This is a genomic window from Streptomyces sp. UF-297 (assembly GCF_058245575.1).
In genome coordinates, this window is the sequence record NZ_JBSIBZ010000013.1 from 102,063 (window position 1) to 124,009 (window position 21,947).

At 68.8% G+C, this 21,947-nt stretch carries 22 protein-coding genes; 8 read left to right on the top strand and 14 right to left on the bottom strand.

Annotation, left to right across the window (positions count from 1 at the left end; genetic code table 11):
* Window positions 1-53 precede the first annotated feature (53 nt).
* Window positions 54-839: a bestrophin-like domain gene (locus tag AC4IJH_RS10835; RefSeq protein ID WP_490851380.1), complete on the bottom strand. Its 786-nt coding sequence runs from the start codon at window positions 837-839 to the stop codon at window positions 54-56.
* A 319-nt stretch (window positions 840-1,158) separates the two neighbouring features.
* Between AC4IJH_RS10835 and AC4IJH_RS10840 the strand changes: the two genes are divergently transcribed.
* Window positions 1,159-1,584, top strand: coding sequence for a nuclear transport factor 2 family protein (locus AC4IJH_RS10840; RefSeq protein WP_490851381.1), 426 nt, complete (start codon window positions 1,159-1,161; stop codon window positions 1,582-1,584).
* 45 nt (window positions 1,585-1,629) lie between these two features.
* Here AC4IJH_RS10840 and AC4IJH_RS10845 read toward each other — a convergent pair whose 3' ends face one another.
* Window positions 1,630-2,835 (bottom strand): MFS transporter, encoded by a 1,206-nt coding sequence (locus tag AC4IJH_RS10845; RefSeq protein WP_490851382.1) that lies wholly within the window; start codon window positions 2,833-2,835, stop codon window positions 1,630-1,632.
* Between the two features lie 569 nt (window positions 2,836-3,404).
* Here AC4IJH_RS10845 and AC4IJH_RS10850 point away from each other — a divergent pair.
* From AC4IJH_RS10850 to AC4IJH_RS10860, 3 genes are read left to right on the top strand one after another with little or no spacing between them, the layout of a single operon-like run.
* Window positions 3,405-4,721, top strand: a complete 1,317-nt coding sequence (locus tag AC4IJH_RS10850; RefSeq protein WP_490851383.1) for a cytochrome P450 — start codon at window positions 3,405-3,407, stop codon at window positions 4,719-4,721.
* 14 nt (window positions 4,722-4,735) lie between these two features.
* Window positions 4,736-5,434, top strand: a complete 699-nt coding sequence (locus tag AC4IJH_RS10855) for an HAD family hydrolase (protein WP_490851384.1) — start codon at window positions 4,736-4,738, stop codon at window positions 5,432-5,434.
* A 1-nt stretch (window position 5,435) separates the two neighbouring features.
* Window positions 5,436-6,530 (top strand): LacI family DNA-binding transcriptional regulator, encoded by a 1,095-nt coding sequence (locus AC4IJH_RS10860; RefSeq protein ID WP_490851385.1) that lies wholly within the window; start codon window positions 5,436-5,438, stop codon window positions 6,528-6,530.
* Between the two features lie 112 nt (window positions 6,531-6,642).
* Here the strand turns inward: AC4IJH_RS10860 and AC4IJH_RS10865 are convergent, their stop codons facing one another.
* The gene (locus tag AC4IJH_RS10865) at window positions 6,643-7,758 is read right to left on the bottom strand and encodes a LuxR C-terminal-related transcriptional regulator (RefSeq protein ID WP_490851386.1); all 1,116 of its coding nucleotides are present in this window, start codon (window positions 7,756-7,758) and stop codon (window positions 6,643-6,645) included.
* 281 nt (window positions 7,759-8,039) lie between these two features.
* Between AC4IJH_RS10865 and AC4IJH_RS10870 the strand changes: the two genes are divergently transcribed.
* Window positions 8,040-9,014, top strand: a complete 975-nt coding sequence (locus AC4IJH_RS10870) for a nucleoside hydrolase (protein ID WP_490851387.1) — start codon at window positions 8,040-8,042, stop codon at window positions 9,012-9,014.
* 103 nt (window positions 9,015-9,117) lie between these two features.
* Here AC4IJH_RS10870 and AC4IJH_RS10875 read toward each other — a convergent pair whose 3' ends face one another.
* From AC4IJH_RS10875 to AC4IJH_RS10895, 5 genes are all read right to left on the bottom strand, one after another.
* Window positions 9,118-9,591: a carboxymuconolactone decarboxylase family protein gene (locus AC4IJH_RS10875; RefSeq protein ID WP_490851388.1), complete on the bottom strand. Its 474-nt coding sequence runs from the start codon at window positions 9,589-9,591 to the stop codon at window positions 9,118-9,120.
* 224 nt (window positions 9,592-9,815) lie between these two features.
* On the bottom strand, window positions 9,816-9,995 hold the full coding sequence (locus AC4IJH_RS10880) for a hypothetical protein (protein WP_490851389.1): 180 nt from the start codon (window positions 9,993-9,995) through the stop codon (window positions 9,816-9,818).
* Window positions 9,996-10,142: 147 nt separating this feature from the next.
* The gene (locus tag AC4IJH_RS10885; protein WP_490851390.1) at window positions 10,143-11,318 is read right to left on the bottom strand and encodes a serine hydrolase domain-containing protein; all 1,176 of its coding nucleotides are present in this window, start codon (window positions 11,316-11,318) and stop codon (window positions 10,143-10,145) included.
* Between the two features lie 104 nt (window positions 11,319-11,422).
* A complete protein-coding gene (locus AC4IJH_RS10890; RefSeq protein WP_490851391.1) occupies window positions 11,423-12,946 on the bottom strand; it encodes an alpha/beta hydrolase in 1,524 nt (507 codons plus the stop codon).
* 197 nt (window positions 12,947-13,143) lie between these two features.
* Window positions 13,144-13,761: a DUF4190 domain-containing protein gene (locus AC4IJH_RS10895; protein WP_490851392.1), complete on the bottom strand. Its 618-nt coding sequence runs from the start codon at window positions 13,759-13,761 to the stop codon at window positions 13,144-13,146.
* A 100-nt stretch (window positions 13,762-13,861) separates the two neighbouring features.
* Between AC4IJH_RS10895 and AC4IJH_RS10900 the strand changes: the two genes are divergently transcribed.
* Together AC4IJH_RS10900 and AC4IJH_RS10905 are read left to right on the top strand one after the other, a co-directional pair.
* Window positions 13,862-14,992, top strand: a complete 1,131-nt coding sequence (locus tag AC4IJH_RS10900; protein ID WP_490851393.1) for a sensor histidine kinase — start codon at window positions 13,862-13,864, stop codon at window positions 14,990-14,992.
* An 11-nt stretch (window positions 14,993-15,003) separates the two neighbouring features.
* Entirely contained in the window at window positions 15,004-15,705 is a 702-nt protein-coding gene (locus AC4IJH_RS10905) for a response regulator transcription factor (protein WP_490851394.1), read from the top strand.
* 115 nt (window positions 15,706-15,820) lie between these two features.
* Here the strand turns inward: AC4IJH_RS10905 and AC4IJH_RS10910 are convergent, their stop codons facing one another.
* The 6 genes from AC4IJH_RS10910 to AC4IJH_RS10935 all read right to left on the bottom strand — a co-directional run bounded on the left by AC4IJH_RS10910 (window position 15,821) and on the right by AC4IJH_RS10935 (window position 20,873).
* Window positions 15,821-16,360 carry a DUF6817 domain-containing protein gene (locus AC4IJH_RS10910; protein ID WP_490851395.1) on the bottom strand — a complete coding sequence of 180 codons (540 nt, stop codon included), beginning with the start codon at window positions 16,358-16,360 and terminating at the stop codon, window positions 15,821-15,823.
* 159 nt (window positions 16,361-16,519) lie between these two features.
* A complete protein-coding gene (locus AC4IJH_RS10915) occupies window positions 16,520-17,068 on the bottom strand; it encodes a hypothetical protein (protein WP_490851396.1) in 549 nt (182 codons plus the stop codon).
* Between the two features lie 57 nt (window positions 17,069-17,125).
* Window positions 17,126-18,220, bottom strand: a complete 1,095-nt coding sequence (locus tag AC4IJH_RS10920; RefSeq protein ID WP_490851397.1) for a hypothetical protein — start codon at window positions 18,218-18,220, stop codon at window positions 17,126-17,128.
* Window positions 18,217-19,143, bottom strand: coding sequence for a ligand-gated ion channel (locus tag AC4IJH_RS10925; RefSeq protein WP_490851398.1), 927 nt, complete (start codon window positions 19,141-19,143; stop codon window positions 18,217-18,219). The genes AC4IJH_RS10920 and AC4IJH_RS10925 overlap by 4 nt, the downstream gene beginning before the upstream one ends.
* A gap of 85 nt (window positions 19,144-19,228) precedes the next feature.
* Window positions 19,229-19,744 (bottom strand): EF-hand domain-containing protein, encoded by a 516-nt coding sequence (locus tag AC4IJH_RS10930; protein WP_490851399.1) that lies wholly within the window; start codon window positions 19,742-19,744, stop codon window positions 19,229-19,231.
* A gap of 538 nt (window positions 19,745-20,282) precedes the next feature.
* Entirely contained in the window at window positions 20,283-20,873 is a 591-nt protein-coding gene (locus AC4IJH_RS10935) for a hypothetical protein (RefSeq protein WP_490851400.1), read from the bottom strand.
* A 563-nt stretch (window positions 20,874-21,436) separates the two neighbouring features.
* On the opposite strand from AC4IJH_RS10935, the gene AC4IJH_RS10940 reads away from it, so the two are divergent.
* The gene (locus tag AC4IJH_RS10940) at window positions 21,437-21,925 is read left to right on the top strand and encodes a hypothetical protein (protein WP_490851401.1); all 489 of its coding nucleotides are present in this window, start codon (window positions 21,437-21,439) and stop codon (window positions 21,923-21,925) included.
* The last annotated feature ends 22 nt before the right edge of the window (window positions 21,926-21,947 follow it).

Sequence of the window (21,947 nt, forward strand, 5' to 3'; positions counted from 1 at the left end):
CCGACGGCGAAGAGACGGTATCGCCAAAGGACGAAGGGCGCCCAGCGGCGAGGTCACCAGTACTGGGCCAGGATGCCGGAGGTGAACGGCTCGGGGCTGACGCTGATGTCGCCGGCGAAGGGGCGGTCGAGGGCCAGGACCAGCAGAAGGCTGAATCCGATGAGGGCGGCGACCGAGCCGACGAACAGCAGCCGGGCTCTGCGGCTCTCGTTGCCGTACAGGAACGTGAGCGGCACGATCACCAGCGCGCCGCCGTACACCAGGACCTTCAGCAGCAGCGGGAGTTCCTGGGAGGAGGCGCTGAGCCGGGCCCGACGCTGGGTCACCACGTCGTCCAGGCGTCCAACGGCCTGTTCGTAGAACACCTTCTGCCGCTCGGTGGCCGGCTCGTAGGACTGGAGCACGGTGTAGATGCGGTCGACCTGCCGCTGGGCCACCGAGAAGTCCGCCGTTCCCGTGCGCATCCGCGGCCACTGCCGGTCCACCACGGCGTGGACGTAGTCCCCGACGGCGGCGCTCAGTTCGGCCTGTTCCTCAGCAGGCAGGACCCGCGCATTGCGGATCACCTGCACCAGGTCGGAGGACTCGGCGGCGATCACGGTCTCGGTTTCCTGCAGCGTCGTCCACAGCGTCACCACGACGAAGGCGAGGATGATCCCGTAGATCGCACCGAACATGCCGAGCACCACGCCGACCATGTCGTTGTGGTGGCCCCGGGTGAGCTGGGGATAGCGGCGATGCGCCAGCACACTTCCCGCCAAGGCGACGGCGATGACACCCCCGACGAGGAGGACGGCCAGTTCCAGCGTGGACAGGTTGTTCAGCAGCCACAGCTCCACGGTCCCCCCTCTGCTCAATTGCCCTGAGGGCGACCCCAGTTCGCTGCACCGAAACGGCGGAGAGTATGCGCACAGCAGGCCCGAAGTCACTCTGATGGATGAAGTACCGGGAAAATACGCGCACGTTCGCGAGGTGCGGGACCAGCGCACCGCTTCCGGGGCGGCATTCCAAGTACGCCCTGAACGCCAGGCGGACTCCGGTCATGGAACAGCGGTACACCGTTCTGAGCTGTCCGCCTCCAGTTTTGTACTGTAGTGTTCAAAATCCAGGTGAACGACCGAACAGTGGAGGTCCGAAGTGACGCGAGCGGAATCGGCGGTGCGCAGCACGCGAGAGACCGTCGAGAAGTTCCTGGCCCGGCTCGCCGTGGGAGACGTAGAGGGCGTCGCGGCGCTCTTCGCCGAGCGGGTGGACTGGGACGTACCCGGTGTGGTCGAGGTCCCCTGGCTCGGCGTCCGTACGACGCGAGCCGAGGTCGCCGACTACTTCACCGTGCACCCCACTTACGTCACCAAGGAGGAATTCGTTGTCGAACGGACCCTCGTGGATGGCGCGGAAGCGGCACTCTCGGGCCACTTCCGGAGCCGGGTGATACGCAATGGAGCGCCGATGGAGAGCTGGTTCGTGCTCCAACTGACGGTCATGGAGGGCGAGATCACGCGCTACCGCTTCTACGAGGACGGCCTTGCCATCGCCCGCGCGTGGGCCACGACTCAAGAAGAATGCCGCAGCCGCAGGGGATGACGGGCGGGCCCGGGGACGCTTTCGCCGGGCCCGCATTTGCGCGCCTCACGGGTGGCCGCGGTCCGCGCCGGGGCAGTTGCTGCCTCGCGCGCCCGGGCGGAAGCCGTGCGTGCGCGCGGTGAGGACCACTGCGCAGCCCGCCGCGGAGAGGATCAGCAGCACCCAGGGGAAGGCGTTCGCACCGGCCGCGTTGAACAGCAGGCCGCCGGCCGCGCCGCCGGCGGCCACGGCCAGGTTGAAGACCGTCACCAGCATGGACTGGGCGACGTCCGCGTCCTCGCCGGCGGCGTCGGCGACGGCCGTCTGCATGAGCGTCGGTGCGCCGCCGAAGCTGATGCCCCAGCACACGATGCCGATCACGGCTGCCGGGGTGGAGTGCAGGCCGATCGCCAGCAGGAGGGATGCTGCTGCGAAGCCGGCGAGGCTCGTCAGTGTCACTGTGCGCAAGGCGCGGTCGACCAGGGCGCCGGTGCCCCAGATGCCGACGATTGCGCCGGCGCCGAAGACGAAGAGCATCGCGTCGACGCGTCCGCCGAGTCCGGCGGTGGCCAGGTAGGGGGAGATGTAGGTGTAGAGGATGTTGTGGGCCAGGATCCACAGCAGGACGACCAGCAGCACGGGGCGTACACCTGGCAGCGCGGCCACGGATGCGATCGGCCGTCGCGCGGAGGCTTTCTGGCCGGGGAGGTCGGGCACCAGGGCGCGGAACCAGGCGATGAGGATCAGGGCGACTCCGGAAATGAGCCAGAACACGCCCCGCCAGCCGACCAGGCTGCCGAGAAACGTACCCAGGGGGATTCCCAGCGTCAGCGCGACGGGCTGGCCGACGCCGACGATGGCCAGTGCGCGCCCCTGGAGCTGTTCGGGAACCAGCCGTCGCGCGTACCCGATCAGCACGCCCCATACGACGCCGGCTGCCATGCCCGCCAGGAAGCGCGCCGCCAGCGTCAGTTGGTAGCTGGAGGAGAGGGCGGTCACGGCGTTGAACGCCAGCAGTCCGGCGATCGCCGATATGAGCAGGGGGCGGCGTCGCACTCCGCGGGTGGCCGCGACCACCGGGATGGCCGCGAGTACGGACCCCAGGGCGTAGCTCGTGACGAGCTGGCCGACGAGGCTCTCCGAGACGCCGAGCCCCTGACCGATCCGGGGGAGCAGTCCGGCCGGCATGGTCTCGGTCGTGATGGTCAGGAATCCGGCGGCGGTGAAGGCGAGGAGTTTGAGGACGGGGAGGCGTACGGGACCTGTGGGCATGGTGGATGGATCAGCCGGGCTGGTTTCGGCGGCAGTCAAGGAGCTCTCCGTGCGGGTGGGGGCTGAAGCACCCGTTGGCGAGTGGAGTTGCCTGGCTCGCCGACGGGACGGGGTGGGGTGAGGTATTGCAGGGGATCGCATGGGTGGATCCGGCCGGCAGCACCGTTGCTGCGCGGGGCATGCCTGTACGGGACGGTGGTGTGTGACAGCACGGGCGGCCTGGCCAGCCGCACGTTCGCCTCGGCCGCGAGCTGCTGCGTCGCGGCATGGGTACGGCCTGGGGTACGGCGTCGATGCCGTCCCGGCAGCACGGCGTGCCCGGTGGGATTTCCGGTGCTGCCGGGATCGTACCGGGCACGATACGGCCGTGATCACCCGGTCCGGACAGCAGCAGATCACTCAACTGGCCACAGCGAGAATCGAGTTCCGGATGCTGCGCATTACGTGGTCAAAGCGAGCCAATCGGTCATGGAATCGCCGCTGAGGACGTGTCGTGTCTGCGCATGGCGGCGACGCGACGTGTTGCCGGGGGGTGTGGAGCGGCGTAGACGGACCTAGCGTGCTGCCCCATGAGCAGCAAGTACAGCGGCGGGGTCGCGCAGTTCAGTGTCAACGCCCCCGAATTCGAAGAGCGTCGATACCAGACATACCGTGAACTCCGTGAGACGGAGCCCGTGTTCTGGCACGAGGAGACAGAGTCCTGGTTCATCACCCGTTATGAAGACGTCTCCAAGCTTCTGGTCGGCGAGCGCTTCATCACCAGCCGTCTCGTGCCCGCCAAGATGGAACTCGTCCCCGAGGGCGAGCACACCGAGTTCTCGGACATCATCGACATCATCTCGACATGGATGGTCTATAACGACCGGCCCCGTCACGCGCAGCTGCGCGGCCACATGAACCGGGCGTTCTTGAGCGCCGAGATCGACTTGATCCGGCCCGAGATCGTGAAGATCGTGTCCGAGCAGCTGGACGATGTACTGCTCCGCAACGGTACCGAATTCGACTTCGTCACCGAGGTTGCTCATCCGATTCCCGCACTGGTGCTGTGCAAGATGCTCGGCATACCCGGTGACGAGGTCAAGCGCTTCATCCAGTGGTCGGACGACATCGCCGCCTTCATGCAGGACTTCGTCGTCTCGCCGGTGCCGGACCGGGAGATCAGCGCGCAGACCCGGCAGAGCATGCGCGAGATCGTGACGTATCTGACGGATGCCATCGCCGAACGCCGTGCGGCCCCCAGGAACGACCTGCTGTCCCGACTGATCTCCGAGCAGCCGGGCGAGGGCGGCCAGCTGCTGGACAGCGAGGTCATGACGCAGGTGATCCACCTGATATTCGGCGGCCACAAGATTCCCCAGTTCCTGCTGAGCAACTGCCTGCACTTGCTGTTCCGTACGCCGGAGGCTTTCGCCGCGGTGAAGCGGGAGCCGGAGAAGCTGCTCACGCCCGCCGTGGAAGAGGGCATCCGGCTGGAAGGGCCGACGCAGTTCATCACCCGGCACGCCTCCGAGGACGTGGAGGTGCACGGCAAGACCATCAAGAAGGGCGATTCCGTCTACTTCTACCTGGGTGCGGCAGGGCGCGACCCGGATGCTTTCGAGAACCCCGAGGCATTCCGCCTCGACCGTTCGGGCCGCAGGCACCTGGGATTCGGCGGCGGCTACCACGCGTGCATCGCCGCCGCGTTCTCGCGCGTCGAGGTCGAGGAAGTCCTCAAGGGCGTGCTGGCCCGGGTGCCCGACATCCGGCCGCGCTACGACCTCGACAACCCGCGCTGGACCAGCAACCCCACCTTCCACGGAATTCTGGACATGCCGGTCAGCGTGGCCGCGCCGGGCACGCCGCCCCGGGCGAGCGCGGCACAGGCTGCCGGGGCGAGCGCGTGAAGGGGACAGGAATCGTGCGCACCGCCCACCTCGTCTTCGACTTCAACGGAACCCTCCTCGACGACAACGCCCCGCGGCTGCAGGCCCTCAACGACTCGCTCGTCGGCCTGGGAATCCCGGCGATCGACATGGAGACCTTCCGCAAGACGTTCTGCGTCCCCGTACCCCGGTTCTACGCCACGCTGCTGGGGCGCGAGCTGACACAGGAAGAATGGCTCGCGGCCGACGGCATCTTCCAGCGCAACTACCTGGAGTACGCACCGGACCAGGCGGAGCTGGTCTCGGGCACCCTCGACGCCCTGGCCGCCTGGACCTCCGCCGGGTACACCGCGTCCCTGCTGTCCCTGCACACCCACCAGGACCTGGTGGGTGAAGTCGGCCGACTCGGCCTGTCGCCCTGGCTGGTGCGGGTCGACGGGCGCCGCGGCCCCACCGGCGGCACCAAGGCGGAGGCCATGCGCCGCCATGTCGACCGCCTCGAACTGCCCCCGGCCCGCATCGTGGCCATCGGCGACACCCGCGACGACGCCAGGGCCGCCGCTGCCGCGGGGGTACGGGCCGCCCTGTACTCCGGCGGGGCCGAGCACACCGACCGCCTCGCCGACGCCGGCGTACCGGTCAGCGACACCCTGTACGGAGCCGTCGAGCAGGCCGCCCGCCTGCTGGACGTACCGCTGCCGGCCCGGGCCGCGGTCATGGACGCCACCGGCTGACATGGCCTCCGACCCACAGCCGAGGCGGGTCACCCGCGACGACGTGGCCCGCCTCGCCTGCGTCTCGACGGCGGTGGTCAGCTACGTACTCAACGATGGGCCACGGGCCGTCGCTCCCGAGACCCGCCGCCGCGTGGAAGAGGCGATACGCCAACTCGGCTACCGGCCAAACCGGATGTCGCAGGCCATGGCCGGACGCCACGGCACCGGCCTCGTCGGCGTGATCGTCCCGGACATGCGGCGGGCCTTCCTCGCGGAAGCGGTGCACGCGCTCGAACAGGCGGCGAGCCGCCGCGGGTTGACGACCATCGTCGGCAACTCGGGACTTCGCTCCGAACGCGAGCCGTACTACCGGGACGCCTTCCTCGGCATGCGGGCCGCCGGACTCGTCGTGGTGGGAGCCAGGCCGCTGCCCGACACCGCCGACCTGGTCGGACGCGAGGGCACCCCCGTGGTGCAGTTGCACGGCCCGGCGCCCACCGAACCCACGCCCACCGCCATCACCACCGACGAGCGCGAGAGCGGCCGCCTGGCCACCGCGCATCTGCTGGACCACGGCCACCGGGAGGTCTGCCTCTTCACCGAGCCCGACAACCCGGTGGCCGCCCAGCGCGCGGACGGCTGGCGGGCGGCCCTCGCGGACGCGAACGCACACGGGCGGCTGTTCCCCGTACCCGGCGACCGGCGCGGCGCCTACGAGGCGGCACGGGCACTGCTCGACGGGCGAGCGGGGCAAGGCCGCCTCACGGCCGTCGTGTGCGGCACCGACGAGCAGACGCTCGGCGTCATCGCGGCGGCCCGCGCCCTGGGCATTCCGGTCCCGGCCGGCCTGGCCGTCGTGGGTCAGGACGGCATCAGGGAGGCGGGCTTCCACGCGCCTGCGCTGACCACCGTGACCACCGACCAGGACCGTCTCGTACAGGCGGCACTGGACGCGTTGGGCATCGGGGCGCCGAAGGAGGGCCAGGCCGCCGCGGACGCAGCGCCGAAGGAGGGCAGTCCCTCCGCCGCCCCAGATGCAGCGCCGCCACCGCCGGGCAGGGAGCCGAGCCGTCCGCGTCTGCAGCGCGGCGGCTCGTGCGGCTGCGAGCCGTAGCCCGGGGCGAGGCCGTGCCTGGAGCAGCGGCGCGCGTGGGAGAGGGCCACGCCAGGGGGAGCGTCGCGCCGGACACCGCCGCCTGGCAGTCGGACCTGCCGCATCCGCACCGTCAACGGCACTCCGACTCCACCGGCACCTCACACTCGTTCAGCAGCCCGCGCTCACTGACGAGAAACCCCGCATGCATACGGTTCTTGGCCCCCAGACGCCGCATGATGACCTCGATGTGACGCTGACAGGAACGCAGCGACATATTCAACCGCCGCGCGATCAACCGGTCTTCAACGCCCTGCACCATGAGATGCAAAATGGTGCGCTTGGTGCTCTCGGAGAGCTCGTCCACCACATGGCGCTCGTACGACGTACTGAACTCGATTCCCCGGTTCCAGGCTCGCTCGAAGGCCGCGACCGCGAACGCGACAACGGCGGAATCCCGCACCAGAACGACTCCGCCAGGACGCGTTTGATCGGACAGGACCGCGACCTGCCCGTCGAAAACAATCAGCGGCATGAAGCTGTCGCTGCGCGTGCGGTACAAAGAATTTCGCTGCGCCTGGGTCTGCATGAGTTCGATGAGCTCTCGCCGGAAACGCGCCGTGTGCGCGAACAGCGTGCGGACCCGGACATCCGCTCCCAGAACCCATTTACCGCCTGACTGGAAATTCGTCAGGGACGCGACCGCGGCCGTCACATCCGGTTCGGAGAGCAGCATCTCCGAACGGCACGAGGCAGCCAGCTGCGTGATCAGCTCGGCGGCCTGGGACGGCGAGGCGACGACCTCCACCGGCGCGGGCCCCGCGCACTGCGCCACTCCCTCTTGATACACATCGGCGAGCTCGTGCAGGACCGCCCGCGCGTGGTCCACCGCATGCTGCCGCTGGTCGATCTCACGCTGCAACGGCCCCAGCAACTCGACCCGCGCCGTTTCGGGCGCCACCGCGAAGTAGCCGGAGGGGGACCCCGGGTCGACGCGCGCCAGCCGCAGTTGAATCAACCGGTCCAGCGACTTCTCCACGTCCTGCCGCGGCAGGCCGGTGCCCTCAGCTATCTCTTCGACGCCGCAGTGCACGGCCCCCGAAATCCAGCCGTAAACCTTACGTTCCTCGTCCCGAAGAAAATGGTTCGCACCCAGCAGAGAATTCAATATCGAATCACCGCGCCCGACTTCTGCGGTTTCCGTACGAACTCGCCCCGGCCCCTGCGTGACATGCGACACATGCGACATCGCGACACCCCTCACTTCGCCGCCAGGCAGCAATGCGACCCCCTGCCTGCCCTTCGTTTGCTGTGCCGGAAGCCTAACCTACCGATGGCACCCGAACTGAACTCCCGCCAGGTCACGCACATTGACGAAAAAGGACGCGATCTGATGGGTGATCAGCGAGCAGAAGTAACCCCATCACGCCCGTTTTTCCCGGATACGTCTGCCCGCCTATCGATCCGGAAACGGTTGGTGCCGCCCTACTTGGTAAACGTTTCCTGAAGCGAGAAATGAAGAGGTGTGGTGTGACTCTCGCGCCGATCGTCCTCGACAGCGACCCCGGTCTGGACGACGCCGTCGCCCTGCAATACCTGCTCGGCAGCGGACTGTGGGACCTCAAGGCGTACACCGCCGTGGGCGGCAACGTCCCGATGGCACAAGCCTTCCGCAACGCCCGCGGCCTGGCCCGGGCCTTCGGCATCGACGGCGACGTCCCCGTGCACCCCGGCGCGGGCCGCACCATCAGCCGGGTCGACAGCACCTCGGACTTCCACGGCCCGACCGGCCTGGGCGAGGAGGTGCTCGCGGACTCCACGGTGCCCGAGCAGATCGAGCCGGCGGCCGCCGCGCTCCTGCGGCTGTCGCGGCGCTACGAGGGCCGGCTGACCGTCGTCGCCACCGGGCCGCTCACCAACATCGCCACCGCCCTGCTGCAGGACCCCGGCTTCGCCCACCGGGTGCGCAGGCTGGTGTTCATGGGCGGAGCCGCCCAGGTGCCGGGCAACGTCACGGCGCTCGCCGAGTTCAACGTCTGGGCGGACCCGGACGCGGCCGACATCGTGGTCTCCAGCGGCATCCCGTACACCATGGTCGGCCTCGACGCCACGCACGGCTGGCACTTCACCCACGAGGACCTGGGCCGACTCGAGGCCGCGGGCCCCGGGCAGGAGCTGACGGCCCGGATCATGCGCGCGTACCTGAAGGTGTACGCCACGATCCGCGGGCAGGACTCCTGCCCCCTGCACGACCCGCTGGCCGTCGGCGTCGCGGCCGACGAGTCCTTCATCACCACCGGCTCCGGCACCGTCGTCGTCGAGTGCGCGAGCGAACTCGGCCGCGGCCAGACCGCGTTCCTGACGCAGGAGCGGGCCGGGACCTACGCCTACCCGCCCCACATCCTCGACCGCGAGAAGCACACGGGCCGCGTGGCCCTCGGCACCGGCCCGCGCAACTTCAGCGCCCACTTCACCGAAACCCTGCTGCGCCGGCCCACCGCCTGACGCGACCGGCCCACCGTCGTGACGAGCGGGCACCTCGGCGCGTGCCGCCGCCGCAGCAGGACACCGGCAGCCCCGGCCAGAGCCTCCTGGTGAGGCGACGGGATTATGCGAACTGGCCGGGCCGGTAGTCACCGGCGGGCAGCTGAACGATGACGTTCCCGCGGTTGAAGGCGTTGATGAGCGCGATGGAGCACACCAGGGCGGCGAGCTGCTCCTCGTCGTAGTGCTGGGCGGCATTCGCCCAGGCCTCGTCCGTGACGCCGCCGGCCGCATCGGCGATACGGGTGCCCTGCTCCGTCAGCTCCAGCGCGGCGCGCTCGGCCTCGGTGAACACCGTGGCCTCCCGCCAGGCCGCCACCAGGTGGAGGCGCGTCGCGGTCTCCCCGGCGTGCGCGGCCTCCTTGGTGTGCATGTCGGTGCAGAAACCGCAGCCATTGATCTGACTGGCGCGGAGCTTCACCAGTTCCTGCGTCGCGGCCGGCAGCGTCGAGTCCGCGAGCACCTTGCCCGCAGCGACCATGTGCTTGCCGAACTTGGCCGCGACCGTGCTGGCGAAGAGATCCAACCGAGCTTCCATGGCGCACTCCTGTGTCGCTGTTGGTGGTTACACCTCTACGACGGAACGGCTCCCGCACGGTGTGACATCAACGCACGCGACCTGCGTCTCGCCTCCGGCACCGCAGCCCCGGACGCCGTGACCGGAGCGGCCGCCGTGCGGCGAGCGCGGCGCCGTGAGCTCTCGCGGCTCTCAGGGGCGGGGGACGAAGCCCCGGTGCCCCGTCGCAGCAGTCCGGGGCGTCGTCAGGTGCGCAGGCCCTCGATGATCGCGTTCAGGCCCCCGTCTGCCACCGCCCACTTCGACCGGACATCCAGCGCCGCCAGCCAGGCAACTGCCTCGCTCAACCACTCCGGGGCGCCCAGCCGGTGCGCCGCCGCCCACCGATCGCCCACCAGCTCCAGCGGCCCCAGCTGCTGCGACACGATCCTCCCTGGTCAGTGGCGTATTTCCGGGACCCGGAATCCTGCCTTCCGCCACCTTTGTCCCAAGGAGGGCCCGGGGCTCCCCCTCGCAGGTGTGCCGGGGCCACCGTCGCGCCGAGGTCGCTCTCCTCCCCGTAGAGGCGCGGTTCAGCGGCGGCACAGGGCCGTGTCCACGACGCTGTCGACACGGTCCATGACGGCCTTGTCCGTCGGCTGGGTGGTCACCGCGACGTTGGCGGCGCGGCGGCCCTGGTCGGCGGCGCCGCCCCGGGTCTCGTACCCCGTCGTGCTGCCGCCGTGGCCCCAGTAGACGCCGCCGCACGACAGCGGCTTGCTGACGAGGCCGAGGCCGTAGCGGGCGCCGCGGCCGAAGTATTCGGCGGGGACGGTGGTCCGCATCTGGTCGAGCTGGGCCTTGGGCAGGAGGCGGCCGCCCAGGAGCGCGCTGTAGAACCGGTTGAGGTCGGAGTTGGTGGAGATCATCTGGCCTGCCGACCAGCCCCAGGAGGGGTCGAACTGCGTGACGTCGAGCGGGGCGCCCTTCGCGTCTTTGTCGTAGCCCTTGGGGTGGGCTTCCCGGATCGTCGTGTCTCCGGGGGCGGGGAAGTAGGTGTGGCGCAGGCCGAGGGGTTCGATGATGCGCCGGTCGATCTCCTGGGCGACGGAGTGGCCCGTGACCTTCTCGACGATCAGGCCGGCCAGCACGTAATTCGTATTGCTGTACGCCCACTTCTTCCCGGGGGCGAAGTCCGCCTTGTGCGCGAGGGCGCGGTCGAGGAGCTCGCGCGGGGTGTAGTAACGGGGTTTGTCGTCGAGGTACTTGACGTAGTTGGGCAGCCCGCTGGTGTGCTGCAGGAGCTGGCGGACGGTGATGTGGCGTCCGTCGATGCCCTCCCCGCGGACCAGACCCGGCAGATAGGTGTCGACCCGGGCATTGAGGCCGATCTTCCCTTCGCCGACCAGTTGCAGCACGACCACCGCCGTGAACGCCTTGGTGTTGCTGCCGATGCGCACCTGCCCGTCCCTGGGCACCTTCGCGCCGGTTGCCAGGTCGCCGACGCCCGCCGTGTAGGTACGGGTGTGGCCCTCGTGGTCCTTGACGCCGGCCAGCGCAGCGGGCACGCCGTCGGAGCGCACCAGCTCGGTCAGGCCCTGCCGGACACTGTCCGGCCTTTCCGCGGACGCCGCGGGCTGCACCAGCAGGCCCAGCGCCACGGCGCCGACGGCCAGCGCGGCCGCGGCCGACGCGGCTCTGCGCCGACCGCTCCACTGCCGCCGGGAAGAAGGCAACGTCTGCCCTGTCCGTCCTGTCTGCTCACGCATGAGTCAACTCCTGGGAAATCGTTGGAAGATCAGCGGTGTAGGGCGGCCCGGGCTGTCCGTATGCGGCCGCCCGGACGGCTGGCGAGCGTGCGGGAGGTGGCCTGCTACCCGGCCGACGCCCGGCAGGTCAGGTCCTTGGCCGGGAGCCTGCCCGTGGTCAGATAGACGGCGGCGCTGTGGTCCGCACAGGGGTTGGTTCCGTAGACGCCGTGCCCCTCCCCGCCCGCGACAGTGACCATCCGGGAGCCGCGCAGGGCCCGGTGCATGGCCTGACCGCTGGCCAGGGGCGTTGCCGGGTCCCACTCGTTGTGCAGGATCAGTGCCCTGACCTTGTTGTGCACCTTCGTCGGGAGCTCGCTGCCCGGCTTCCAGAAGGCACACGGCTTGATGTTGGAGGCGACATCGCCGTACAGCGGATACCGGGCCTTGTCGCGGATCGCGTCGCGGCGGTACTGCTCGGGGTCGCCCGGCCACGCTGCGCGGGTGTCACCGCAGATGACCGCCCAGGCGCTGGAGGCCTGGTTGTCCGGGGAGTCGTCACGGGCGTCGGCCGGCGGAACGGGGCTCGGGGCCTGCCCGGGCGTGCCGGACGGGGCCGGCTTCTCGCCCTCGGCCGCCTGCTTCAGCCCGGCGACCCATGCGGCGGCCTGCTGAGCGCGGAAGAACGTGGCGTGCCGAGCACGGATGCCATCACCGGTGAGCGGGCCGTCGCCGGAGTCGATGGGCTCGCGGTCGGCCCGGGCGACCAGGTCCCAGAAGCTCTTGCGGACCTCGGCCGGGGTAGTGCCCAGTCGGTACGTCGCGTGGCGCTCGGCGGTCCATCGGCTCCACCTCGTGAAGGCGAGCTCGGTCCCCTTGGCCATCGCCTGGAACATGCCTCGCCCGTACCGTACGGGGTCCGCTGCGCTGTCCAGCACGAAGCGGTCGGCCTGCCGGGGGAACATCTGCAGGTACACGGCGCCGAGGTACGTGCCGTACGAGAACCCCAGGTAGGAGAGCTTCTTCTCGCCCAGTACGGCACGGAGGACGTCCATGTCGCGGGCGGTGTTGCGGGTGGTGAGATGCCGCAGCGTGCCACCGCCCTCGGCGCGGCACTTGTCGGCCACCGTACGGGCCCACTTCACGTCCTTCGCGAAGGTCTCGGCCTTGTACGGGCGCTCAAAGTTCTGTTCGTCGGGAGTCAGGCCGCAGGCGAGGGGAGAACTCCGCCCGACGCCCCTGGGGTCGAACCCGATGAGGTCGTACTGTCGCTTCACTTTCCCGGGGAGATCCGCTTCCAGCACGACCGGCATGTGCAGGCCCGGACCGCCGGGACCGCCCGGGTTGAACAGCAGAACACCGCGGCGTTCCTTTGTGCTGGTCGCCTTCATCCGCGAAACTGCGACGTCGATCTGCTCGCCGCCGGGATTGCGGTAATCCAGCGGCACTTTGAGCGTCGCGCACTGGAGGGCCGCCGGGCTCTCGGGATCGCAGCGCTCCCACGTCAGCTTCTGCTGCGTGTACGGACGCAGGGGGTCCTTGGCAGCCGAGGCTCCGGATGCGGCAAAGGCCGTCGCAGGCGTCAGCGTCGAAACGAAAGCCGCCGCGATGCCAGCGGCCGTAAGAGAAGCTATGCGCGTGTTTCGCACAGTGATACTCGTCCTTGCTGGGGGAGATGCGATGGCGCTTTCTGCGCTTTCTGCGCTTTCCGTGCTTCCGCGCTTTCCATGCACTCGTGCGCGGGAGGGAAGCGGGCCCATCGCCGGGATTCTGGGCATGAATTCACGGCTGCGGAACAGCAGTTGCCGTACGTCGTACCGGTACCGGCCGAGCAGCCTGATGCCGGTCAGCCGCCGCTGAGCTGCTGCTGAACGCACTGCTTGTACTGCTGGAAGCTGGAGGGCTGGTAGCACGCCTGCGTCTTGTTGGCGTACCAGACCATGAGGACGGCGACCAGGACGGACACCACGATCGCAAGGAACGACGTCACCACGCCGGTGAGGGACTTCCCCCGCCCGACGCCGGTTCGCTTGGCCGACGCGAGAGCGACGATGCCCAGGATCAGGCTGACGACGCCGAGCAGGCCGCCGATGAAGAAGATCGAGGTGCTCAAGCCGATGATGCCCAGCACCATGGCGGTCACGGCCAGGCCGTTCTTTCCGGCCGGAGGCTGCATTCCATAGCCGGGGCCGGGGAGCGGCACCGCCGCCGTCCAACCCGACACCGCCTCGGCCGACGCCGTGTGATGCGGCGGCACCGTCTCTTGCGTGTTCATCTGCCGTCCTTCCGTTTCCGCTGGGCAGGCCACGATCATGGATTCCGGCGGCACGGCTGCACATCGCGGGAAGGCGGGAAAAAGTCCTCCCCCGATCGAGGGAGGACGCCGGTGAGTCGACCAGCGATACTGGCCGCCTATGATCAGGGGAATCCGGCCGCTTTTGCGCGGCTCCACGTATTCGGGCATGTTCTTCGCCTCTTGCGGAGCGTTGGCGAGCCTTCCACTGCTGCCCGTCGCAGCGCTGCCGGCACTGGCGTGGCCATCCGCTCCCTATGGAGTGCAGATCGTGCTGACCCTGCTGGTCTGGGCAGCGCTCACCGGCGCGGTCGGGCTGGCCCGCACCACGCGGCGGCTACTGATCGTGTCCGCCCGCCGACTGCTGCAGGTACAGCTGCCCGATCCGGCGGCCGTACGCAAGCGCGCGAGCTCCCCCGCCGCCGGACCGGCCCCCACCGTGCCGTCCGGGGCCGACCGTTGGCGGACTCCGCTGTGGCTGCTGCTCCACGTGGCACTGGGATGGACGGGGGCGCTGGTGGGCGGCGTGCTGCTCCTCCTGGGCCTGACCCTCCCGGGGAATTGGCTCCGCGCCGAGGTGGGCCTGAGCCTGTTCGGCTGGACGCTGCGCCCGGAGCGCGGCTGGCAGAGCTGGGTGGCGGCGCTCGTCTGCGTAGTGCTGGCGGCGCTCGTGTGCATGACGGTGACGGGCGCGCTGCGGTGGCTGGCGCCCAGACTGCTGGGGTTGTCGTCGGCCGAGCGGCTCGCGCTGGCGGCCGAGCGGGAGCAGCGGCTGGCCGAACGCAACCGGCTGGCCCATGAACTGCACGACTCGATCGGGCACACGCTGACGGCGACCACGATCCAGGCGGCGGTGGCGGGCGAGGTGCTCGCCGCTGACCCGGTGGCGGCGAGGGCCGCCCTGCGCAGCATCGAGGAGTCGACCCGCGCCGCCCTGGAGGACCTGGACTACGTGCTGGGCGTGCTGCGCGAGGAGAAAGCGGAGACCGCGCCGACCCGGACCCTGGCCGACCTGCCCGACCTGCTGGAGCGGTTGCGGCATGCGGGCGCCGAGGTGGAGCCGGACCTGTCGGGCGAGTGGGCGCAGGCGCAGGGGACGCTCTCCCGCGCGGCGTACCGGATTCTGCAGGAGGGGCTGACGAACGCGCTGCGGCACGGCGCGGGCGGCCCGGTCCAGGTCCGCGTGGCGGCCGCGCCGGACCAACTGGAGCTGAGCGTGGTCAACCGGACCGGGCAGGGCACGGACCCGGGACCGGGCCGGGGCACCTTCCCGACGTCCGGGCACGGTCTGCCCGGCCTGGCCGAGCGCGTACGGCTGCTGCACGGTGACTTCGAGGCCGGCCCGGACGGGGCGGAGCACTGGCGACTGGCAGTACGCCTGCCCGTACGAGTGGCGGCATGATGGGCTCTGAGATGATCACAGCTGCCACGACCGACACCGCCACCGACCCCGCCACCACCCCCGTCACGCTCCTGATCGCGGACGACGACGAGGTGACCCGCAGCGGCCTGCGCATGCTGCTCGCCGCGCAGCCGGGAATCGCGGTGGTCGGCGAGGCCGCCGACGGCATCGAAGCCGTCGAGCAGGCGCGGCAGCTGCGGCCGGACGTGGTCCTCATGGACGTACGGATGCCACGCCGCAACGGCATCGACGCCACCCGCCAACTCCTGGCCGAGTCGGCCCAGCCACCGAAGGTCGTAGTGATCACCACCTTCGAGAACGACGACTACGTCACCGCCGCCCTCAGCGCAGGCGCCAGCGGCTTCGTCCTCAAACGCCTCCCCGTCCGCCAAATCGCCGAAGCGGTACGGGTGGTGGCGGCAGGCGAGGCGATCCTCTTCCCGACGGCACTGCGCCGCATGGTCACCGCCCGCCCGCAGGACTCCGCCGAGGCACTGCCGAACGCGGCGCTGACCGGACGGGAGGAGAAGGTACTGCGCCTGATGGCCACCGGCCTGTCCAACCCGGAGATCGCCCAGTCCCTCACCGTGAGCCTGGAGACGGTCAAGACACACGTCGGCAACGTACTGACCAAGCTCGGCGCCCAGAACCGGACCCACGCAGTCGTGATCGCCTACGAGTCCGGCCTGGTGGTACCGGGATTCACCGGCTGACACTGCCCGAGTGCGAAGCCCGTGAATTCATCGGGAGGGCCCGGCACGCACAGCCGATTCAGTCCGGAGCATCGGACTCACTGGCCCTGGACACACGGCTCAGGAAGCGCGGCGGTCATCGATCGGCCTGGTCCAGCACGCTGCGGCAATGCGCCCACGCAGGCTCGGACAGCAGCGGCCGCCAACGGGTGAACAGGCCGAGCAGGTCCGCACCGGAGCGGGTGCGGAACTCCGGGCTGACTGCGGCGATGTCCAGTTCGTTGGCGGCGGTCAGCTCGGCGAAGTCGCGACGCGCCTGGAGACTCGGATGCACCGCTCTCCCGGAGAACCGGTCGAGGAACGGACCCGCGTCCTCGGTCAGTCCGCGGTAAGAGGATGCGCGGTCGCAGGAGGCGTAAAGGTGGACGATTGCCTCGGCCTCGACGCCGATCGCCTGCACCAGCTTTGCCCGGTGCCCCAGGTCCAGCAGCGCGAGAGGGAATCCGTCGGTCCCGTAGAAGGCGTGACACAGCCCGGCCGATACCAGCGCCGGGCGAGCGCCCCACGCGGAGAGAAGGCCACTGACTCGTCGCAGATGTGCCAGCAGCGTGCCCCCGGGGTGCTCGACCCCTGCGGCTCCGGCCGCCCGCAACATCGCCAACGCTTCCGCGGTCATCGCAGCATCACCTGCCCGCACGATCGTTGTGAGAAGTGGAAGTGCCCCCGATCGTAGGGTGGTTGGCTGTCGATTACGCCGCACGCGTCTGCCCGAGTCCGGCCGGCAGCCCGCGTTCGCAGTGGGCTCAGGCACGGACGAGGGCGACGGGACGCCGTGTCAGGTCGGTGGCTCGTACACCTGCGCCGTGACGGCGTCGAGCAGAGCCTCGGTCGTCAGCCCGGATCGCTGGGCCGTCAGCACTGTCAGGGCACCGGCCAGCCGCGCGGTCATGATGTACAGCGTGTACACCCCGGCGACTCCGTACTCCTGCTCCACCCTGGCGTAGGCGGACTGCGTCTCGGCGATGGCCTGGGGGAGGGGGCACCGGCCGTCGGCGTGATCCGTCCACACGGTCAGCAGGTGCGACAGATGTGGGCCCACGGATACGTCGAGGAGCTCGGCGGGCGGCTGCAGGAGGTCCTGCAGCCCTTGCTCGGGCTGATCCCTTCGGCGGCTGTGCCACAGCCGACCGGCGATATGGCCGGTGGTCAGGGTCAGTTGAGCGCTGCCGGCTTCTCCATGGCGTTCGCCTGCCTCCGCCAGAGCGTCCGACGACACCGTCATCGCTTCGGAGCGGGAGATCCGGCCGTCGCTCCAGGCCCGCAACACCCTGAGTACCAGTTTCCGGGAGTGCTGCTGCAGTGCGATGTCCACGTTCACGTTCACCCAACGAAGGCAGCGCCCGGGAGTTCTGCTCCGCTCGTGCCGCTCGCTCATCGGGTATCAGGTGCTGGGCTGCCGCCAGAACATGCAGGCCCCTGGCTGGTCCGGGCAGGCAGTTATCGGCATGACGTTCTCGTCGATGTGGTCGTCCAGGGCAATGGCGATAGCGAGTGCGCTGAGAGCCAGATAGGCGGTGGTGGTGAGGATCAGACTCCATCGGTTGAAACGCCGCACCCAGCCCTCAGAGGCCCCTTGGGTGATCCTGACCCAGGTCAGGGCGGTGACTCCGGCCGATGCGCAGGCGTAGACGAGCCCGATGACCTGGAGGATGTCGACGGTGGTCAGCTCGGTGGTGTTCAGCTGGTCGTGGGTCTGCTGGGTGTTGAAGACAATGGTCAGGACGGCGGCTCCGGCCAGGCTCAACCGCCCCAGGATGACGGAGAGTACGCGCCTGGTGAAGAAGTAGTTCACGGCGGCCGCGATGACCCCCGCCCACAGCGGTGCCTGAAGAGGGATAAGGCTGAGCCAGCCGCGCCGCACCATGTCGATGGTGACGGTCATGGTGTTCCAGCGGATTTCGGAGCCAGGGACATAGGCCGGGTTTCCCTCGGCGAAATCCGTGGAGAGGTAGCCCGGCTGCACGGTGAAGTCGCGCAGATGCAGGCCCTCCGCGGCGAGACCGGGGGCGATGGCTGAGTGCTCGGTATCCACGCTGGCGACGGTGTCATCCGTACTCGTGTATCCCGTGCCGATCATGAGCTGCAAGGTCTGGTGGTCGAAGGGGTAGCGGGCCATGGACCAGGTCTTGTGGAAGGTTCCGGTCACCTTTACCGCACGCCAGTAGCCCCCCGGCGTGGTGTCCATGCGGACCAGGGATTTGCGCAGCATGGTCCCGTTGACAGTCCACAGGAAATCGGCACGGCCGATGCGGCGGTTCTGGTCACACAGCGACCACAGATCGAATGTGGCGGTGAAGTTGTCGTGTGGGAGGTTGATGTCCTTCAACTCGCGTACGTAAATGCCGTACCTGCAGTGCTGCCGGCCCGTATCGGCACCGGCCGGACCGGCGGACAGGAGCAGTGCGCCCAGCGCCAGGATGCCCAGGGCACTCGCGGCGGCGACGGACCAGGTGACGCGCGGGCAGAGGGGATTCACAGCCACCATCCCCCGTAGGCGAAAACGGCCAGGTTGAACAGCGCGTAGACAGTGACGGCCCACAGGCCGAAGCTGCGATTGAGCTGTTTCAGACTCAGCACGTGTTCCATCTTGGTGACCTTCTGCCAGCAGGCGATGGTGGTGGCGACCGCGACGATCACGAAGATGAGCCCTGCGATGTGCAGCAGGTCGGACAGGCCGAGCCCGGACATGCCGAGCTGTGAGTGAGTCACCTGCATATTGATGACGACCGCGAACAGCCCCGAACCGGCCAGGCCCAAGCGGGCCAGCATCACATCGCTGCTGCGCGAGGTCATCAGAAACGTGATGGCGGTAAAGGCCACCGCGACATACAAGGGTGAGATCGAGGTGAGGAAACCTGCGTAGTGGGCCCGCCGGAGAGAGATGGAGGCGTGGAACCCGGAGTGGCGCCGGTCGGCTTCGGCTGTGTGGGAGGGGTGTCCCAGAGTGCTGGGATAGGTGACGTCGGCGGGCTCGACCCGGAAGCCCGTCAAGGCGAAGTCGCCCAGGTTGATGTGCGGCAAGAGCAGTGAGCCCTTCCGGTCGACGGCGAAGGCCTCCTCGCGCGTGGTACGCGCCATGTGGACGCGGATGTCCAACTGGTGCCGGTCGAAGGGGAAGTCCTCGATCTCCCAGTCGTGGTGAAAGGTGGCGTTCGCTGTCACTATGGTCCACCGTTTGCCGTTGACCATCCGGGATTCCGTGGCCTCCGACCTGATGTGCTCGGCGTCGCTGAAATCCAGGGAGGTGAGCGGGGCCAGCCCGTCCGGGCCGCGACAGGTCGTCCACAGATCGAACTTGGCGGAGAACGACTCGTCCCGCGGGCTCAGGTCGTACAGATTGGAGATCAGAATTCCGACCGCGCAGCGGGGCCGTGACTCAGCGGCGCGGGCCTCGCTCACGGAGAGAAGCGGCAGCAGAGCAACCGCGAGCACGGCAGCCGCGCGGGCCCAGTACCCGCGGCCCCCATGGCCCGCTCGGCGACCGTCAGTTCGCATCGGCGCCTGCCTGTCCTTCACTGGGCGACCGGCTCCAGGGAGGAGGGCCGAGCAGCCAGTTGCCCGGTCTGTCGCGGTCACACGGGGTGAAGAAGTCGCGAACGGCCTTCTGGATCTCCCCGTGCTCGAGGTAGCCGCTGCCGTCCAAGTCAAGGCGGGCGAACGCACGATGGGCCGATTCCCGGGGAACGCCGAAACCGGATTCCATCAGCGTCAGGAACTCCTCCGGCCCGATGCGGCCGTCTCCGTCGGCGTCGCCGACCTCGGCCAGCGCCACGGCCACGTTGTCGAGGCAGCGCAGAAACCGCTTCCTTTCGGACACGAAACGGGAGGCGAGGTTGTCGCAGAACTCCGACTTGCTGACGCCGCCGACGGCGCTCCCTACGCCCAACAACCACAGGCTGCGGGACCCCATCAGACGTCTGCGGTAATGCCCGGTGATTCCCGCAATTCTGAAGGCCTGACTCATCCTCTCCGCAGAGATCGCCTGGTCTCGGCGGTCCACCCAACCGTCTCCATCAGAATCCAGACAGTCGAAGTACCGCCCCCATTTGGCCCGGCAGTCGTCCACGAGAGCGCCGGATATCCCCTTCCCCCGTTCTCGCCGATCGCACCTCCACCTGATCCACCGAGGCCTTCGCACGGTTGTGACCTCTCTCAGCGCACCGCCCGCACGGGGCCGTCCCGGCCGGTTGCACGTCGCCGTCTTCGTCTCTGATCCGTGAGCCCGTACGGCACCGGTTGAGCCTCCAGGGCGCGGCTCCCGCCGCTGCCGGAACCTCGGTCAGCAGGCACCGCTGGGCCAGCACGGCGTGGTGTACGTCCGGCAGTCGGACGCCGCTGTCCCGGCGTGCGTCGCGACGCCAGCGGCGGATCTCCGCGAGCCCGCCCCCCCGGATTCCTCCACGCGACCGCCCCTGACGGCCCGATGCACACCTATCGGCTGCAACACGTCCTACAAGGGCGGCAGTTCAAGTTCAGGTCTTGTTCAGGCGCGCGCTGGAACCGTTCCATGCGGGAACGTACGAAGCCGTCGACGATCTTCAGCGCAGCCGGCCGGGCCCAGTTGAAGACCCGCCCCACGACCAGGACGGGATTCTGGACTTCCGCTCCGCGCTGGACAGCCCTCCGGTCAGAGAAGACGTCGCTGACGAGACATCCACAGCCGACCCCAAGGCTGGGGCTGACCGATGGCCATGAGGTGACCGCAAAGGCCTCCGCCGCGTGGGCACATCAACGGCGCTCTTGTCGCACGGACACGTCGGGACATCGCGCCGAGCCGGGAGGCGGTGGCCGCCGATACCCACCACCCCAGGCCCCAGGCACCGCTTCTTGCCCTCGTACCCGAAGGCGGTGACAGCGCGCCGCTGGGGCGGGAACAGCCTGGTGCCGCGCAGACAGGAAAGCAGGTCGTCTGAGCTGGGCACGTCGTCGTGCGACTGCAGTCTCAGGCCCCGTACGAACCGACACGGGCCGCTCCTTTCGTCACAGGCCAGCACCAGACAACAAGCCCAGCGTGACAACGAAGAGAGTCGTCCGGCTATTACACAGAAGAGGTAAACGACAATTACCCGTGCGAAACCTTTCAGCACACCGACGGAGACGCCGCAAACATCAACCACATCACATCTCACATCTCGGAATCCACACCCGCCCCCACCCCTTTCAGGACACCCGTGCCGGGAGCATCTCTCCGTTGCAGACCGTCAGCGCGAGAGATGACCGCGGCCGCCGCCGTCGCCGCTGCCACCGTCCTCGTCAACAGCCTCGGCTCCAGGCCCAGCGGGTTGTTCAACGCCTGAGGCGAAGACCGCAAGACCGGCAAGGTCGGAGGCGTGTCGCTGCCGCTCACCCTCGTCTCCTCCGCCTCGATCCTGCCGTGCGGCAACGAGCTACGGCATCCCATGCGACGCTGCACGCCGGCCCCGGAGATCCGCTTGGCGCCCGTACCCCTGATGGTGACGCCGCCGCGCCCATCCCTTCGTCGGAGGGACCCTCGGCCCACAGCCTTGTGGCTGAGCTGAAGGAAACACCTCTTGAGCTGGCTGCTTCAGGTTCCGCCAAGGTTCTTTCAAAGCGAGTGGGCAATGGTGGTGCCTGGTCCTGGTGTTCGGGGCACGGCAGTCTCCCGCATCAGGAGTACGTACTCATCGGCCGACGCATAGGCCGAGAGCAAGACGGAAACTGAAGGGGAAACATGAACGCACGACGTTTGGCGACAATTGGTGCTGTCACCGCAGCGCTCGCCGGTGGGCTGGCATCGATGCCGGCTTCCGCTGCTCCTGTGGCCGCTCAATCTGCCGCCTCGATAACGGCTCAACACGAGCAGGCAGCTGACCAGACAGGCCTGCAGCGTGCGAGCTGGCGCTACGTCTGGGGGCCTTCGAAGATCACCAAGGTGTACTTCGCGGAGCACAATCGTAAGTGGAATTCGCGCCCGTACACTACTAACGTCAAGAACCACGGCGTCTGGTATACGTGCACGAAGAATGCATACGCCCGAATCACGATCAAGAACGTGGACAAGAACGCAACCATCCTCGATACCGGCTTGAAGAAGTGCACGGGGAACCGGCAAACCAAGAAGGCCACCGGCCCCTACCGCCCGGGTGAGTCACTCCGCGTGTACATATCTGCCGGGAACCCCATCCCGACTGTGAAGGTTGGAGCGGTAGAAAAGCGCTGACCCAGTACCCCCGACCTTAACC

Excerpts from the sequence above, each read along its gene's own strand:
- AC4IJH_RS10940 (WP_490851401.1), top strand. The coding sequence starts at position 21,437 with ATGAACGCACGACGTTTGGCGACAATTGGTGCTGTCACCGCAGCGCTC.
- AC4IJH_RS10875 (WP_490851388.1), bottom strand. The coding sequence starts at position 9,591 with ATGGAAGCTCGGTTGGATCTCTTCGCCAGCACGGTCGCGGCCAAGTTC.
- AC4IJH_RS10905 (WP_490851394.1), top strand. The coding sequence starts at position 15,004 with ATGATCACAGCTGCCACGACCGACACCGCCACCGACCCCGCCACCACC.
- AC4IJH_RS10845 (WP_490851382.1), bottom strand. The coding sequence starts at position 2,835 with ATGCCCACAGGTCCCGTACGCCTCCCCGTCCTCAAACTCCTCGCCTTC.
- AC4IJH_RS10860 (WP_490851385.1), top strand. The coding sequence starts at position 5,436 with ATGGCCTCCGACCCACAGCCGAGGCGGGTCACCCGCGACGACGTGGCC.
- AC4IJH_RS10885 (WP_490851390.1), bottom strand. The coding sequence starts at position 11,318 with ATGCGTGAGCAGACAGGACGGACAGGGCAGACGTTGCCTTCTTCCCGG.
- AC4IJH_RS10895 (WP_490851392.1), bottom strand. The coding sequence starts at position 13,761 with ATGCCCGAATACGTGGAGCCGCGCAAAAGCGGCCGGATTCCCCTGATC.
- AC4IJH_RS10850 (WP_490851383.1), top strand. The coding sequence starts at position 3,405 with ATGAGCAGCAAGTACAGCGGCGGGGTCGCGCAGTTCAGTGTCAACGCC.
- AC4IJH_RS10910 (WP_490851395.1), bottom strand. The coding sequence starts at position 16,360 with ATGACCGCGGAAGCGTTGGCGATGTTGCGGGCGGCCGGAGCCGCAGGG.
- AC4IJH_RS10865 (WP_490851386.1), bottom strand. The coding sequence starts at position 7,758 with ATGTCGCATGTGTCGCATGTCACGCAGGGGCCGGGGCGAGTTCGTACG.